This window comes from Pseudoalteromonas sp. P1-13-1a (assembly GCF_001401875.1).
In the GTDB taxonomy this organism is placed as follows: domain Bacteria; phylum Pseudomonadota; class Gammaproteobacteria; order Enterobacterales; family Alteromonadaceae; genus Pseudoalteromonas.
This window is the reverse complement of the sequence record NZ_LKDV01000026.1, coordinates 1-14,420: the sequence shown is the minus strand read 5'-3', so window position 1 is coordinate 14,420 and position 14,420 is coordinate 1. Positions and strand designations below refer to the sequence as shown.

General features: G+C 41.0%; 15 protein-coding genes and 1 tRNA gene. 10 read left to right on the top strand and 6 right to left on the bottom strand.

Going from position 1 to position 14,420, the window contains the following annotated elements:
* The first annotated feature begins 123 nt into the window (after positions 1–123).
* The 8 genes from AN391_RS14920 to AN391_RS14885 all read left to right on the top strand — a co-directional run bounded on the left by AN391_RS14920 (position 124) and on the right by AN391_RS14885 (position 5,508).
* Positions 124–1,209 carry an alkene reductase gene (locus tag AN391_RS14920; protein ID WP_055016138.1) on the top strand — a complete coding sequence of 362 codons (1,086 nt, stop codon included), beginning with the start codon at positions 124–126 and terminating at the stop codon, positions 1,207–1,209.
* 186 nt (positions 1,210–1,395) lie between these two features.
* Positions 1,396–2,478 (top strand): RDD family protein, encoded by a 1,083-nt coding sequence (locus tag AN391_RS14915; RefSeq protein WP_055016137.1) that lies wholly within the window; start codon positions 1,396–1,398, stop codon positions 2,476–2,478.
* A gap of 83 nt (positions 2,479–2,561) precedes the next feature.
* Complete coding sequence (locus tag AN391_RS14910; RefSeq protein ID WP_055016136.1) at positions 2,562–2,813, top strand: type II toxin-antitoxin system Phd/YefM family antitoxin; 252 nt, start codon at positions 2,562–2,564, stop codon at positions 2,811–2,813.
* Positions 2,803–3,093, top strand: a complete 291-nt coding sequence (locus tag AN391_RS14905) for a type II toxin-antitoxin system RelE/ParE family toxin (RefSeq protein WP_055016135.1) — start codon at positions 2,803–2,805, stop codon at positions 3,091–3,093. The genes AN391_RS14910 and AN391_RS14905 overlap by 11 nt, the downstream gene beginning before the upstream one ends.
* Positions 3,094–3,175: 82 nt before the next feature.
* Positions 3,176–4,027, top strand: coding sequence for an alpha/beta hydrolase (locus AN391_RS14900; RefSeq protein WP_055016134.1), 852 nt, complete (start codon positions 3,176–3,178; stop codon positions 4,025–4,027).
* Between the two features lie 30 nt (positions 4,028–4,057).
* Complete coding sequence (locus AN391_RS14895; protein WP_055016133.1) at positions 4,058–4,651, top strand: hypothetical protein; 594 nt, start codon at positions 4,058–4,060, stop codon at positions 4,649–4,651.
* Between the two features lie 19 nt (positions 4,652–4,670).
* Positions 4,671–5,120, top strand: coding sequence for a hypothetical protein (locus tag AN391_RS14890; protein WP_055016132.1), 450 nt, complete (start codon positions 4,671–4,673; stop codon positions 5,118–5,120).
* Positions 5,121–5,163: 43 nt separating this feature from the next.
* Complete coding sequence (locus tag AN391_RS14885) at positions 5,164–5,508, top strand: hypothetical protein (RefSeq protein WP_055016131.1); 345 nt, start codon at positions 5,164–5,166, stop codon at positions 5,506–5,508.
* A gap of 85 nt (positions 5,509–5,593) precedes the next feature.
* Here the strand turns inward: AN391_RS14885 and lnt are convergent, their stop codons facing one another.
* The 5 genes from lnt to miaB are packed head-to-tail and all read right to left on the bottom strand — an operon-like array spanning position 5,594 to position 11,059.
* Positions 5,594–7,144, bottom strand: coding sequence for an apolipoprotein N-acyltransferase (lnt, locus tag AN391_RS14880; RefSeq protein WP_200910099.1), 1,551 nt, complete (start codon positions 7,142–7,144; stop codon positions 5,594–5,596).
* Positions 7,125–8,009 carry a CNNM family magnesium/cobalt transport protein CorC gene (gene corC / locus AN391_RS14875; protein ID WP_004589463.1) on the bottom strand — a complete coding sequence of 295 codons (885 nt, stop codon included), beginning with the start codon at positions 8,007–8,009 and terminating at the stop codon, positions 7,125–7,127. Before corC ends, lnt begins: the two co-directional genes overlap by 20 nt.
* A 22-nt stretch (positions 8,010–8,031) precedes the next feature.
* A complete protein-coding gene (ybeY, locus tag AN391_RS14870; RefSeq protein ID WP_024033864.1) occupies positions 8,032–8,490 on the bottom strand; it encodes an rRNA maturation RNase YbeY in 459 nt (152 codons plus the stop codon).
* Positions 8,491–8,494: 4 nt separating this feature from the next.
* The gene (locus tag AN391_RS14865) at positions 8,495–9,553 is read right to left on the bottom strand and encodes a PhoH family protein (RefSeq protein WP_055016129.1); all 1,059 of its coding nucleotides are present in this window, start codon (positions 9,551–9,553) and stop codon (positions 8,495–8,497) included.
* 57 nt (positions 9,554–9,610) lie between these two features.
* Complete coding sequence (miaB, locus tag AN391_RS14860) at positions 9,611–11,059, bottom strand: tRNA (N6-isopentenyl adenosine(37)-C2)-methylthiotransferase MiaB (RefSeq protein ID WP_055016128.1); 1,449 nt, start codon at positions 11,057–11,059, stop codon at positions 9,611–9,613.
* 244 nt (positions 11,060–11,303) lie between these two features.
* Between miaB and AN391_RS14855 the strand changes: the two genes are divergently transcribed.
* Positions 11,304–12,485, top strand: a complete 1,182-nt coding sequence (locus AN391_RS14855; RefSeq protein ID WP_055016176.1) for an FAD-dependent monooxygenase — start codon at positions 11,304–11,306, stop codon at positions 12,483–12,485.
* 145 nt (positions 12,486–12,630) lie between these two features.
* Positions 12,631–14,220: a bifunctional diguanylate cyclase/phosphodiesterase gene (locus AN391_RS14850; protein WP_055016127.1), complete on the top strand. Its 1,590-nt coding sequence runs from the start codon at positions 12,631–12,633 to the stop codon at positions 14,218–14,220.
* A 4-nt stretch (positions 14,221–14,224) separates the two neighbouring features.
* Here the strand turns inward: AN391_RS14850 and AN391_RS14845 are convergent.
* Positions 14,225–14,299 (bottom strand) — tRNA-Gln (locus tag AN391_RS14845).
* Positions 14,300–14,420 lie beyond the last annotated feature (121 nt).

Here is a 14,420-nt window from a genome sequence, read left to right as displayed (position 1 = left end):
TTTTGGAGGATTAGTAACCGTTCGTTTTTTATTGCAAATTCGACAAAACTATTTTGCATTTTTTGTTGTTTTTGAATTTATTCAAACGCGTTACTATGAGCGCCATCAAACTTAGGAGGCATTATGACATTACTTTTTTCACCAATAGAACTTGCAGGTAAAACGTTAAAAAACCGCATTGTTATGCCACCAATGACACGCTCGCGCTCCACGCAGCCCGGCGATATAGCAAACGATTTAATGGCCACTTACTACGCACAACGCGCAAGTGCTGGGTTAATAGTTAGCGAAGGCACACAAATTAGTAAACTTGGCAAAGGTTACGCTTGGACACCGGGTATTTATTCAAACGAGCAAGTAGCAGGCTGGAGTAAAGTAACTAATAAAGTACATAACGCTGGTGGCGTTATGTTTGCTCAGCTTTGGCATGTAGGGCGAGTAACACACAGCGATAACACAGGGGGCGTGCAGCCAATATCAGCATCGGCCATTGCAGCAAAAGGCGTAAAAGTATTTGTAGATACTAACGGCGAGCCTGGCTTTGTAGATACTCAGTTACCGCGTGAGATGAGCAAGCAAGATATTACACACGTAATAGGCGAATTTCGCCAAGCGGCCATAAATGCAGTAGACGCAGGCTTTGACGGCATAGAGCTACACGCCGCTAATGGCTATTTAATTAACCAATTTTTAGACTCGCAATCAAATGCGCGTACTGATGAATATGGTGGCAGTGTACAAAACCGTTTGCGCTTTTTAGTTGAAGTAGTCAATGCAGTAAGTGATGCAATTGGCAGTCAAAAAGTAGGTGTAAGGCTTGCGCCACTTACCACGCTTAACGGCACGGTTGACGATAACCCAGAGCAAACATATTTGGCCGTGGCACACGCACTAAATGATGCTGGCGTAGGTTATATGCATATTGCTGAAGCCGACTGGGATGACGCCCCTTTAATGAGTGTGGAGTTTAAACAGGCTATTCGTAAAGCGTACAGCGGGGTATTAATTTATGCAGGTAAATACACCAAAGAGCGCGCCGATGAAGCCCTAGCACAAGGCTGGGCCGACATGATTGGCTTTGGCCGCCCGTTTGTGTCTAACCCAGATTTACCAGCACGTTTCGAGCAAGGTAAACCGCTAAATAGCCACAGCCCCGACACCTTGTTTGGTGGCGCAGAGCAAGGCTATACCGATTACCCAACCGCTTAATTATTTATAAATAAAGTATTTTAAGGGCTGCATGTATGCAGCCCTTTTTTTATGCCGGTAAATCAATACTTTTAACTTGAGCTAATACCAATCTGCAAAATAGATCACTTAATTAAGCGGATTGATATAAAAATAAAAAGCGCGTAAGTTAAATAGCTTACCCACTTTAAAAACATAAAAATAAAAATGAAAACCAAAGAGATAGAGCAACTCGCGTTATCAGACTCTGAAACCAAAGACGTGATCACCCCATATGCCTTTAAAATTGACCAAGCGTTATTAGGTATTCCATTAGCGAGCCCAGGCAAACGTGCAATGGCGATGACTATTGATGTCACTTTGATATTTATGGCCGCTAAGCTAAGCGCCACTTTAATTGCCTTTGTGGCTGCCATGGCTTTTTATAAAGGCACTGCGCAGCAATACCTGCCAAAAATGTCATCGTTTTGGCGCAGAGCCCTAAAACTTTTTGCAGCGAGCTTTTTATTTGTAAGCGCACTCACCGTGCTCTCATTAGCGATAGATTTTTTTGAAGGCGATACCGCTATACAAACATCTCAAATAGAAAAAGCACAGCAAAACGATGAGCTAAGCGTGCATGATAAAGCAATAATACGCACCTATTTAACGCAAACAGACGACAATAAAAACTGCGATGATGTTTGCCAAAGCGTTGCTCGTGCTAATTTAGTTGGCCAATTGCCAGCGCTTGCTGAAATGCAAAACGTAGGAGGGATTGAAGTTACGCGCACATTATTGCACTTAATGGCCATATCTGATGATGAGCCCGTTGCGGCAGATGATTTTAAAAATAATGAGACAGAGCTAAAGAGTATTTCGGGCGAAATAACTCATAAAAGCAATATCACTGAAAAAGCAGACACTAAAAGCGAGAAAACCAAACCTGTCACCAGCATTTTGCAGTGGGGCAAAGGCATTATTCAAGACCTAGGCCTTGGCTTTGGTTGGGCCGCCGTTTATTTTACGTTGTTCTCGTTATTATGGCGCGGACAAACACCAGGTAAAAAAGTATGTAATATCCGCGTAGTAGCACTAAGCGGTGAGCCGTTAGGTATGCTTGATTGCTTTGGCCGATACGGCGGTTACGGCGCTGGTTTTGCCACGGGCTTATTAGGCTTTTTACAAGTATATTGGGACCCAAACAGGCAAGCCATTCAAGATAAAATATCAGCGACAGTGGTTATTCAGGGCAGTGTGAACCAGGTTGTAAATACACAAACGCTAGAAGAGACTTTAAAAACTACTTAGAAAATAAGTAATTATAAAATATATAGCTTTAGATAAAAAAAGGGCTAAAATAAGATCTTAATTTAGTTCTTTATAGGTGTTATATGAGACAGGTTTTAGCTGATTGTTCAGCAAGTATTTCAGAACTTAAAAAAAACCCAACCGCGCTTTTAAATGAAGCAGATGGCGCTGCAATAGCCATATTAAATCATAATAAGCCTGCAGCGTACTTAGTGCCTGCACAAATGTATGAGCAACTAATGGAACAATTGGATGATTATGAATTAACTAAAGTTGTTGAGAGCCGCAGAGGCGATTTATCTCAAGCGGTTGAAGTTAATATAGATGACTTATAAGTTAAAGTTTTTACCAGCAGCCTTAAAGGAGTGGGAAAAACTCGCGCCATCACTTAAAAGCCAGTTTAAAAAGAAACTTGCTGAGCGCTTAGATAACCCCCACGTGCCAGCCTCAAAGCTACGCGGCTTTGATAATGTTTATAAAATAAAATTGCGTACGGCAGGGTACCGCCTTGCTTATGAAGTCATTGATGACGAAGTTGTGGTGTATGTACTCGCAATTGGTAAACGCGATAAAGATGCAATATATAAAAAGTTAGCCTCAAGAGCTAAGGAATAGCATAGTGATAAAAGCGGTGTTTTGATTGTTGAAAGAAGGGCGTTTCTTCTTGGTTTGCTATTAATTTAATACAAGGATATGTATGAAAGTCTTATCAATAATATTTTTATATTTATTTTTTACAATAAATGTAAATGCCTCAGAGCCTATTACTTTAGCCAAAACCTATCAGCTTAAGTCCGTTATTTTAGGTGAACAACGCAGCTTTAGCGTTTATTTACCGCCAAGCTACAATCAAAGCCCCAACCAGGTATACCCAGTTATTTACTTGCTCGATGGTGACCACACACATCTAAAAGCCGTAGCCGGGCTAGTCGAGGCACTTAGTACTCAGCGGCTTGAGCAGCAAATACAGCAAGCAATTATAGTCGCCATTCCAAATAGTAAAAATGCGATAAGAGAGCGAGATTTTACCCCAACCAATGTTGATTGGACATTTAACGGGATGCTACTCGAAAAGTTTGAAAATATTGGCAACGCTGCAAACTACAGCGCCTTTTTTGAAAAAGAACTTATTCCACTGATTAATAAAAATTACCGAACATCAACTAAACGCGTATTAATAGGTGAGTCTTTTGGCGGCTTGTTTGCCAGCTATGTATTGCTTAGCAATCATGCGCTATTTACAGATTACTTAATTATTGATGCAACCTACCTGTGGGATAACAACTACCTAAACCGTTATTTTGATGAGAAACAGCTTATAAATAAGCCGCTTAATGGCAATGTATATTTTACCTTTGCAAATAACGGCGAAGCGTTTGGCGAAATTGGTAAAACAAATTACCAGTGGGGCTTAGCATTCGCTAAAAAGTTAAAAGCACACTCAAGTGATAATCTAATTATAAATCAACGCTACTTTGAAGATGAAACTCATGGCACAGTCGCAGCGCTTAGCTGGTATTATGGGTTTAAAAGCATACTTAAAAGATAATTTCACCATAAAAATTAAATGAGACTTTAATTGTTAAATGTAAAGCATAAAGAGCTTCATAAAAGCTTTGTATATTTATTAATTGTATGCGTACTAACGAGTTATCTAGCGTTACTTATTACGTGGTACGAGTTTAACGATCCGTCTTTCATTGCAAATAAAAAATTACATATTATAGAGGTGATAGTATTACCTATATTAAGCATGGCAGTAATATATACATTATTTAAAAAGTATGGGTGTGATGACAACTTTAATTATTTAATGACTAATCACTTTTTTAAAGGCAGTAAGTTAGTAAAAGGTTTTTTGATAGTGATGTACCCTTGTTTAATATATACAGCGTTATGGAATTTAAGCGTAGTTCCCATCTTATATTATGCTGAAAATAATTTAGGGGAACCATGCTCTAAAGAATATTTATTAACCGATGTAAGTGCCTGTACTATAAATGATGAGCAGCAATGTATAAGGTTGAACCTTATTGATTTATCCTCTGGCGAGGAACGCTCATTTAGATGGTACTTAGATACGCACAAGCTACAAAAAATTAGAAATAAGAGAATAAACTTAGTCGGTGAAAAAAGTTACTTTGGATACATCGTTAATGAAATTCAGTGGTAAAAAATTAAAAAGGAACTAAATGAGTACTAATTTTAATGAGACTTTAAAAGGCTTTTTTTGGGGAGTAGGGTTTGTAATAGCAACGCTAGGTGGCATCAGTGTATACGCGCTTACCATAGCTGCTGAGGTGGATAGTGGATTTAAAGAGCTGGTTTCTAATAAAGCATTAGATAGCGCGTCTGATTTAAGTAATGATTACAAACTTACCCTTTCTGATATTTTTAAAGAAAATGGGCGCGTAAGAATTACTGCAGAGTTAAAAAATATAAGCAACGAAAGCATTTATGCTGGTGGTGTTATTGCGTCCACATTTGATGAAAACGGAAAGTTTGTTGGAAATTGTTTAGGCAAAAGCGATGACATGTTTATAGAACCAAGTAAGAGTAGCTATATTGATATTCACTGTAATTTACTGAGCCCACAAGCAAGAAGAGTGCACTTCGCCGAACTAAAAGTTAAGTGGTTTTGATATTCTTTCTATGGGATTTTAAGAACAAGTGAAAGTGTAGTTTATGGCAAATAAATTATTTAGTTGGCAACGTGGCCGACAAAAGTCGGGCTACGATAAAATGTTATTGTGCTACATGCTCTTCCCTTTTAAATTTGATGCTTACTTAATTAAATTCCCGCAGGGGAGTGAAATAAAACCGCATACCGATAAAGTTAAAACTGGCAGACATTTTAGGCTTAATATTGTATTGAAGCATGCTGCGAAAGGTGGTGAGTTTTTGTGTGAAAATCCAATTATGAATTACAGCCGAGTTAAACTTTTCAGGCCTGATATTGAGCGGCACCAAGTATTAAAAATAGAGCAAGGTACTCGCTATATTTTAAGCATAGGTTGGATTAAAAAGTAATTTGTGTAGGTTGGGTAGAGCGAAGCGAACCCCAACAGGACACCTTTCTTTCAATAGCTGTTTTCACACAGCTATCAACCCTATTTTATTTCCTAAATCTAACCCCAAATCCACCAATCACTAATAACAACACAAATCCCCATACAAACACATTGCCATATTGGCTGTATACGCTGTCGCCTTGTATAAGCTTTATATTGGCTTTCATGGTCGCCGCTTCAAACTGTGGCATGGTTTGCTGTGTGTGGCTTATTGGGTCGTATACGGCGCTTACGCCATTGTTGGTAACACGTACCAGCGGGCGTTGTAACTCTAATGCGCGCATGCGGGCTATTTGCATGTGTTGCAATGGCCCGATGGAGTCGCCAAACCAGGCATCGTTACTTACCGTAAAGAGTAAGTCTGAGTCGCTTTGGTAATTACCGCGCACTAAATCGGCAAACACGATTTCGTAGCAAATGGCTGGCAGCAGGTTAAAGCCATTGGCGCGTAAGTTGTTTTGCACTCTATCGCCACGGGTAAACGATGACATAGGTAAATCAAACAATGGTGCTATAGGGCGTAGTATATCCTGAAATGGTACAAATTCGCCGATAGGTAACAACTGGTGCTTACGGTAGCGGTTTTTGTCTAGGTAGCGGTAATGGCCGTGCTCGTCGTTGTGCTCTTTATTACCGACCACAATAAGGGTGTTGTAAATGGTTTTGGTGTCGAGCTGGTAGTCAACAATACCGGTTACTAACGCGGTTTTATTAAACGAGGCCGCGCTGTCTAAATTGGCTAAATAGGTGTCGGCCAGGGCTTCTATTTCGGGCACCGCGGCTTCGGGCCATACCACAAGATCAGCATCCCAATGTGGGCGCGTTAGGTCTTGGTACTTACTCATGGTGGTCCAAAACTCACTGGGTTCAAAGCGCAGGTGTTGTTTAATATTACCTTGCACCAATAAGGTCGACATTTCTTTGCCAGAGTAGCGATTATTACCGGTATTTAATGCGCCAATAACGAGTAACGCTAAAGCGGCTGCGCTTATTAGTGGGGTTTTAAACTCTTTTTGGGTGAGCCTGTAAAGGGCAAAACCAATAGCTACACAGGTAAGCGTTAAGCCAAATTCGCCAATAAAGGGCGCAAGTAGCCTGAGCGGGCCATCTGTTTGTGTATAGCCAAAACTTAGCCACGGAAAGCCAGTTAGTAAGTGCCCACGTAAATATTCACTCATGGCTATGGTGGCAATGAGCAGTGCACCCATGCTTTTAGGGCCGCTTGCAAAGCGAGTTGCAGCCCAAAACGCGAGTGCTGGAAACAGCGCTAAATATGAGCACAGTAAAGCCATTAACGAGATCGATGCTATAAGCGGCATGCCGCCAAAGGTGGCAATAGATACATGCACCCAGCTAATACCTGCGCCAAACCAGCCTAAGCCAAATATAAAGCCATATTTAGCGGCGCTTTTTGCGTGCGCTTTACCTGTGTTGTTTGGGTTGATACAAAAAATAATGGCGGCAATGCTAAAAAATGCGATGGGCCAAATTTGGTAAGGGGCGTAGCCAAAAGTTAAAATAAGGCCCGCAACCAGTGCGAGCCATGCTTTTTTATCTTTTACTAACAGGGTGAGTTTAGTTAGTAGTTTCTTCACTGTCGTTTTCATCAACCTTAGGAACGGTGACTTGCAGTTGTAAAATACGACGGTTATCAGAATTAGTTACTTTGAACTGATAGTCGTCTATTTCAATTGTTTCGCCGCGACTTGGCATATGGCCAAATGCGTGTAGTACCGTGCCGCCAATGGTATCGGCTTCATCGGTGCTGTAACCTGTTTTAAAGTACTCATTAAAGTCATCAACAGGGGTGAGCGCTTGTACTACGTATACATGCTTAGCAAGTTGGCGAATGTCTTGTTGATCCTCTTCTTCGTCGTGCTCATCTTCGATTTCGCCAACGATTATTTCAAGAATATCCTCAATGGTGACAAGGCCCGACACACCGCCGTATTCGTCAATGACAATTGCCATGTGATAGCGTTGCTGGCGAAACTCATTTAGTAGGGTATCTACGCGCTTGCTTTCAGGCACTACCATGGCAGGGCGTAAATATTCTCGCAGTGAGGGTAGGTGCTCATCTTTATTTAAAATAAGCGGCAGCAAGTCTTTTGCGAGCAAAATACCTTCAACGTGGTCTTTGTCTTCACACACCACCGGAAAACGCGAGTGGGTGGAGTCGACCATCATGGGGATCAAATCTTCAAGGGGGCTGTCGACCTCAAGTGTGACCATTTGTGAGCGCGGGATCATTATATCGCGCACTTTAAGCTTGGATACACCAAGCACACCTTCAATCATTTCTTTGGTTTCTGGGTCGATTACGTCACGCTCTTGCGCGTCGGCAATTACTTCAACCAGCTCTTCTCTATTCTGGGGTTCCCCTTGCAACATTTGGGCTATGCGGCCCATCCACGTTTTGCCAGAAGAACCCTGGCTAGATTGCGAGTTATCGTCGCTCATTGCGTCTAAATGCTCCGTTAATTTAAATTTCGTCCCGGTATGGGTCAGCTATGTTTAGCTCTGCAAGTAATTGCTTTTCTATGCTTTCCATCTCAAAAGCGTCTTCACTCTTTATATGGTCAAATCCAAGTAAATGCAAGCATCCATGAATAACCATATGGGCAAAGTGGTCATGAAATGACTTTTCTTGCTCGATTGCCTCGGCCAATACAATGGCTGGGCAAATTATTAAATCACCTACTAATGGCAAATCAATGCCTGGCGGTGCTTCAAATTCGAACGACAACACATTAGTTGGTTTATTTTTACCACGGTAGTCGTTGTTTAATTGTTGTGATTGGGCTTCATCGCTTATAACAATGCTCAGCTCAGACTCATCACGAAACTTACTCAGGGCTTTGTCGGCCCACAGTGCAAATTGTTCTTCGCTTGGGAGGTTGTCAAACTCACACGCTATTTGTAAATCTAATTCGGTGCTCACAATATTACTCTTTAGTCGACGGCGGCTGTTGAGCGGCAAGTTGCTCTTTGGCTTTTTGCTTTTCTATACGCTTTAGTCGCTCGCTTTCGTCATTACGCTCGTAGGCTTCTACAATACGACCAACTACAGGGTGGCGAACTATGTCGTGCGATTGGAAAAAGTTAAAGCTAATTTCTTCAACATCGCTAAGTACTTCTATTGCGTGGCGAAGGCCTGAGCGCGCACCGCGTGGCAAATCAACTTGTGTTATATCACCCGTTATTACTGCTTTAGAGTTAAAGCCTATACGGGTTAAAAACATTTTCATTTGCTCAGCGGTGGTATTTTGGCTTTCATCTAAAATAATAAATGCATCATTTAATGTGCGTCCACGCATGTATGCAAGTGGGGCAATTTCAATAATGTGTTTTTCAATCAGTTTTTCTACTCTTTCAAAGCCAAGCATTTCAAATAGCGCATCGTAAAGCGGGCGCAGATATGGGTCGACCTTTTGGCTTAAATCGCCTGGTAAAAAACCTAGTTTTTCGCCGGCCTCTACCGCAGGGCGGGTAAGTAATATTCGACGAATTTCTTGGCGCTCTAGGGCATCAACTGCGGCGGCAACAGCAAGGTAGGTTTTACCTGTACCGGCAGGGCCAATACCAAAGGTAATGTCGTGGTGCAAAATATTAGCAACATACAAACCTTGGTTATCGTTTCTGGGTTTAATTACGCCACGGCGGGTTTTAATAAACATTTCTTTGCCGTAGGCACTTTGCGGCACGTCTTGTTCTAGGGCTTTTGATTCGGTAATGGCTAAATGAACGTCATCGGGCTCTATTTCACCAATTTCACCACGAACAGGCTGAGTATCAACATAAAGGTTTTTTAAAATTTCTACGGCCGCGGCACTTGAGTGCAATTTACCTGTTACTTTAAAAAAGTTGTCGCGGTGGATTATTTCAACACCTAGGCGGCGTTCAATTTGTTTGATATTTTCGTCAAACGGTCCACATAAAGAAGAAAGGCGTTTGTTGTCGGCAGGTTCTAAATAAATCTCTAATGTTTTTAACTGATTACTCAAAATTACTTCCTATTCGGGTGCGCCAGTAAGCGTTACTGGCGCAATGAATTTATACAACTACGGTACGAAAGTAGCTACGCCAATTTCGTTGGTTGTATCGATTTTTGGCTCCACGCTTGCCGCTTTTGTTAAAATAGCTGAAGGAGCAACATCACGACGTAAGTTCATTTCTGATTCTGTACGAATTAAATCGCCACGTAAAGAGTTTGGTAACGCTTCGGTGATACGTACATCAACAAACTGACCGATCACTGTGTGTGGGCCAACAAAGTTAACTACACGGTTGTTTTCGGTGCGGCCACGTAATTCCATTGGGTTCTTTTTAGAAGGACCTTCAACTAAAATACGTTGCTCTGTATCAAACATTTGGCGGCTAATTTGCTGTGCCATTTGCGTAATGCGATTTTGTAGTAGGTATAAGCGCTCTTTTTTCTCTTGCTCTGATACGTCATCAGGCAAGTCGGCGGCAGGGGTACCTGGACGCGCACTGTAAATAAAGCTAAAGCTCATATCAAAGCCAATGTCGTTAATCAGGTTCATGGTGGCTTCAAAGTCGGCTTTGCTCTCACCTGGGAAACCAATAATGAAGTCTGACGACATGCTTAAATTAGGGCGAATTTTGCGTAGTTTACGTATTGTTGATTTGTACTCAAGCGCTGTATGACCACGTTTCATTAAATTAAGAATACGGTCTGAACCACTTTGCACAGGTAGGTGTAAGTGATCTACAAGCTCTGGTACATCGGCGTAAGCATCAATAATATCTGGCGTAAATTCAACCGGGTGCGAAGTGGTGTAACGAATACGGTCAATACCGTCAATTGCTGCTACGTAACGAATTAAATCAGAGAAGTAACAAATTTCACCATCGTGTGTTTCACCGCGGTATGCATTTACGTTTTGGCCTAGTAAATTTACTTCACGTACGCCTTGCTCAGCAAGTTGTGCAACTTCTAATAATACGTCATCTAATGGGCGGCTAACTTCTTCACCACGGGTGTAAGGTACAACACAAAAAGTACAGTACTTAGAACACCCTTCCATTATTGATACAAATGCAGACGGGCCTTCTGCTTTTGGCTCTGGTAAGCGGTCAAATTTTTCAATTTCTGGGAACGAAATATCAACCACCGATGAGCCTTTGTCGCCTTGCACTTGTTTAATCATTTCTGGTAAACGGTGCAGAGTTTGCGGGCCAAAAATAACATCAACAAAGGGGGCACGCTGGCGAATAGAGTCACCTTCTTGTGAGGCAACACACCCACCTACACCAATAATTAAATCTGGCTTGTCGTCTTTTAACAACTTCCAGCGGCCTAATTGGTGAAATACTTTTTCTTGCGCTTTTTCACGAATTGAACAGGTATTAAGTAAAATAACGTCGGCGTCTGCTGCTTCTTCCGTTAGCTGGTAGCCGTTGGTTGAATCTAAAAGATCAGCCATCTTCTGAGAGTCGTACTCGTTCATCTGACAACCCCAAGTTTTGATATGCAGCTTTTTGCTCATTGAAATATAGCCTCGTGTTCAATTCGGTAGTGGCACAAAAATGTGCTTAAAACGGGATTAAGGAGCAAGGTTGCTCACTTAAAGGACGCGTATTTTAGCTGGATACCCGCCCAGATCCAAGTATAGTTTTCATGTTTGTGATCTCAAATCAATACATAGGCAGTTTAATAGCGTGATAGTTATATACTCTCGCATACATCCTGTGAGTTACGGTACAATCAAAACAGTTTCACGTATTAACCAAATGATGAAAAACATGACTAAAAACAAAGTGATTGTTGTAGGCGCAGGGATGGTCGGAGCGGCCATGGCAATAAAGCTTGCTCAGCAAGGAAAATCAGTACAAATAATAGAAAAAAAACTGATAAACGCCGACGCTATTTTAGCAAGTGAACAAGTAGATATTCGAGTATCGGCTATTAATCGTTTTTCAGAAAACTTGCTGGATGAGCTAGGGGCTATGCCTATTTTAAGGCAAAACCGTTTAGCGCCTTATCAGCAGTTAGAAGCGTTTGAACGTGGTGGCGACAACCTATTATTTGATTGTGATGATATTAATACCTCGCACCTAGGCCACTTAATTGAAAACAATTTAATACAAGCAAGCCTTTGGCAGCAGTTTGCACATTATAACATTGAGGTTATTGAGCAATCAGCTCCCTTAACGGCTATTAAGCAAGATAGTGCGTCAATCACCCTTATTTATGGCGATACCCATTATACTGCTGATTTAGTTATAGCAGCTGATGGTGGGCAATCACAGCTACGTGCAAAAGCTAATATTGGTGTAACGGGGTGGCAATATCAGCAGCATTGCATGGGTGTACTAATAAAGCTTGATGCGCCGCAGCAAGTAAAAACATGGCAACAATTTACCCCTACAGGCCCTATAGCATTTCTACCGATGCAGGCGCCCTACGCAAATTTAATTTGGTACGACAGCGCTAGCACCTTACAAAAGTTTAAAGGATTAACGGCTGAGCAAATTAAGGCGCATATTTTAAATAAATTTCCATCCCTTGCTGGCGATTTTGAGGTACAAAGCCATGCGGTATTTCCGCTTACTCGCCAGCATGCAAATAATTACTCTAATGGGCGAGTAGTGCTAGTGGGTGATGCAGCACACACAATTAATCCATTAGCAGGGCAGGGCGTTAATTTAGGTTTTCAAGATGTGGTTGCTCTGGCACAGGAGCTTGAAGGTGCTGATGATATTGGCTGCCCGATAAAGCTAAAAGAGTACGAGCGAAGCCGCCGTAAGGCTAATCTGTTAATGATGAGCATGATGGATGCGTGTTATTTTGGTTTTTCTAATCACATTACGCCGCTTAAATGGGCGCGTAGTCAGTTTTTAAAAATGGCTAACAATACCGGCCCTTTAAAAAACTGGGTATTAAAATATGCCATTAGTGGAGAGCTTAATTAAATCAACTTAAGTGATTGGCTAACTGCACAAATGCACAGCCAATCACTCCCCTTCTGACGTAACTAGAACATCTGCTATTAATTTATTCCGTTATTACATTTTTTTGCCATACTCAAACTACTAATCAAATAAAAGTAGTGTGTTTGTGGATAATTTTTTTATTTTTATACTCATCGTTGGCGCTTTGCTATTAACGCTTAGTATTGTGCCTACAATAAAAATTTGTAAAAAAACTAACCGTGTATCGTGGATTTTGTTACTAGCGCTTATTTTTAGCTTTATAGTGGGTTATTGGTATGTGCTTTATTATTTTGTAAATAACGATATTGACGGCTTTATTGCAACGAGTGTATCACTCATTTTGTTTGGCGGCGGGGCTTTTGTATATTTAGTTATTCAGCTTAGTTATAAAAGTATTTTAAAAATAGACCGCTTTGCAAAGCGCCAACGAACCCTTGCCGAAAACGACAGTTTAACCGGCCTTCCTAATCGAAAAAAGTTTTTCCAAGTGCTTAACAAACACGTTAAGTACGAGCCTTCGTTTTATTTAATGCTGATAGATTTAAACCGCTTTAAGTCTGTTAATGACTCATACGGCAATAAAGTAGGGGATATGTTGCTCAGCATTTTTTCGAAAACTCTCAGTCATAATATTATCGGCATAGCTAAGCTATATCGTTTGGGCGGCGATGAATTTGCACTTATTATTGATGACTCAACTAATGAGACTGTTGATTTATGCATTGAAGCGATAAAAAAATCAACCAAGCATCCATTTCACATTTACGAGCACAGCTTACGTGTCCACGTTACTGTCGGGATAACCACCTTTGCTAATCATTCGTCGCATGCTAATGAGTTATTAAAACAAGCTGACTTAGCACTGCATGAAGCCAAAGCTACGCACCAACTGTACGTACATTACTTTGAGGCGCTGAGCGCTCGTGCTAACGAGCTTTCAAATATGACCTCGCGTATTAAACAAGCGATTCAGAACCATGAGTTTGAGCTTTACTTGCAACCTATTTTTGATGCTAAAGCTAACGAGGTACATGGTGCAGAGGCATTAATACGCTGGCCGCAAAGCGATGGCTCGTTTATCAGCCCTGAAGTGTTTATTAGTATTGCAGAGCAAAGTGGGCTGATATTGAATATTTCAAAATGGGTACTGCTCGAAACAATAAAACATTTAAAAGCGTTAAAAGCAGCTGGCTTTATAGGGCAGTTGCACGTGAATCTTTCAACTAAAGATTTAGAAAGCCCAGAGTTTTACGAGTTTGTTGAAGAGCTAGTAAAGCATGACCCAACACTAAGCGACGCGATTATATTTGAAATAACCGAATGCGCTATGATGACAAACCTAGAAGCCGCTCGCACAATGATGCAAAATTTAAATAATAGAGGGTTTGAATTTAGTGTAGATGACTTTGGTACTGGTTTTTCGTCTTTAGTATTACTGCGAGAGTTGCCTGTAAGCCAAATAAAAATAGATCAATCATTCATAAAAGATATGCTTACACAAATAGCTGATTATGCGATTGTTGAGTCGACATTGTTTTTAGCCACACGGCTTAATTGTAAAGTAGTTGCAGAAGGAATAGAAAATAACGATCTTAAACAAACATTAACGCTAATGGATTGTGATTATTTACAAGGGTATTATTTTAGCAAGCCAGTTAATATAAATGAATTTATACACAAATATGCTAATGAGGAAAAATACAGGATAATTTAGAAAGTGGCTGGGATACCAGGATTTGAACCTGGGAATGCCAGGATCAAAACCTGGTGCCTTACCGCTTGGCGATATCCCAACTTTAAATTTGGATGAGTTTTAGTTCTAATTAAGAACATGGTGCGGAAGGAGAGACTTGAACTCTCACATCCTAAGATACTGGAACCTAAATCCAGCGCGTCTACCAATTCCGCCACTCC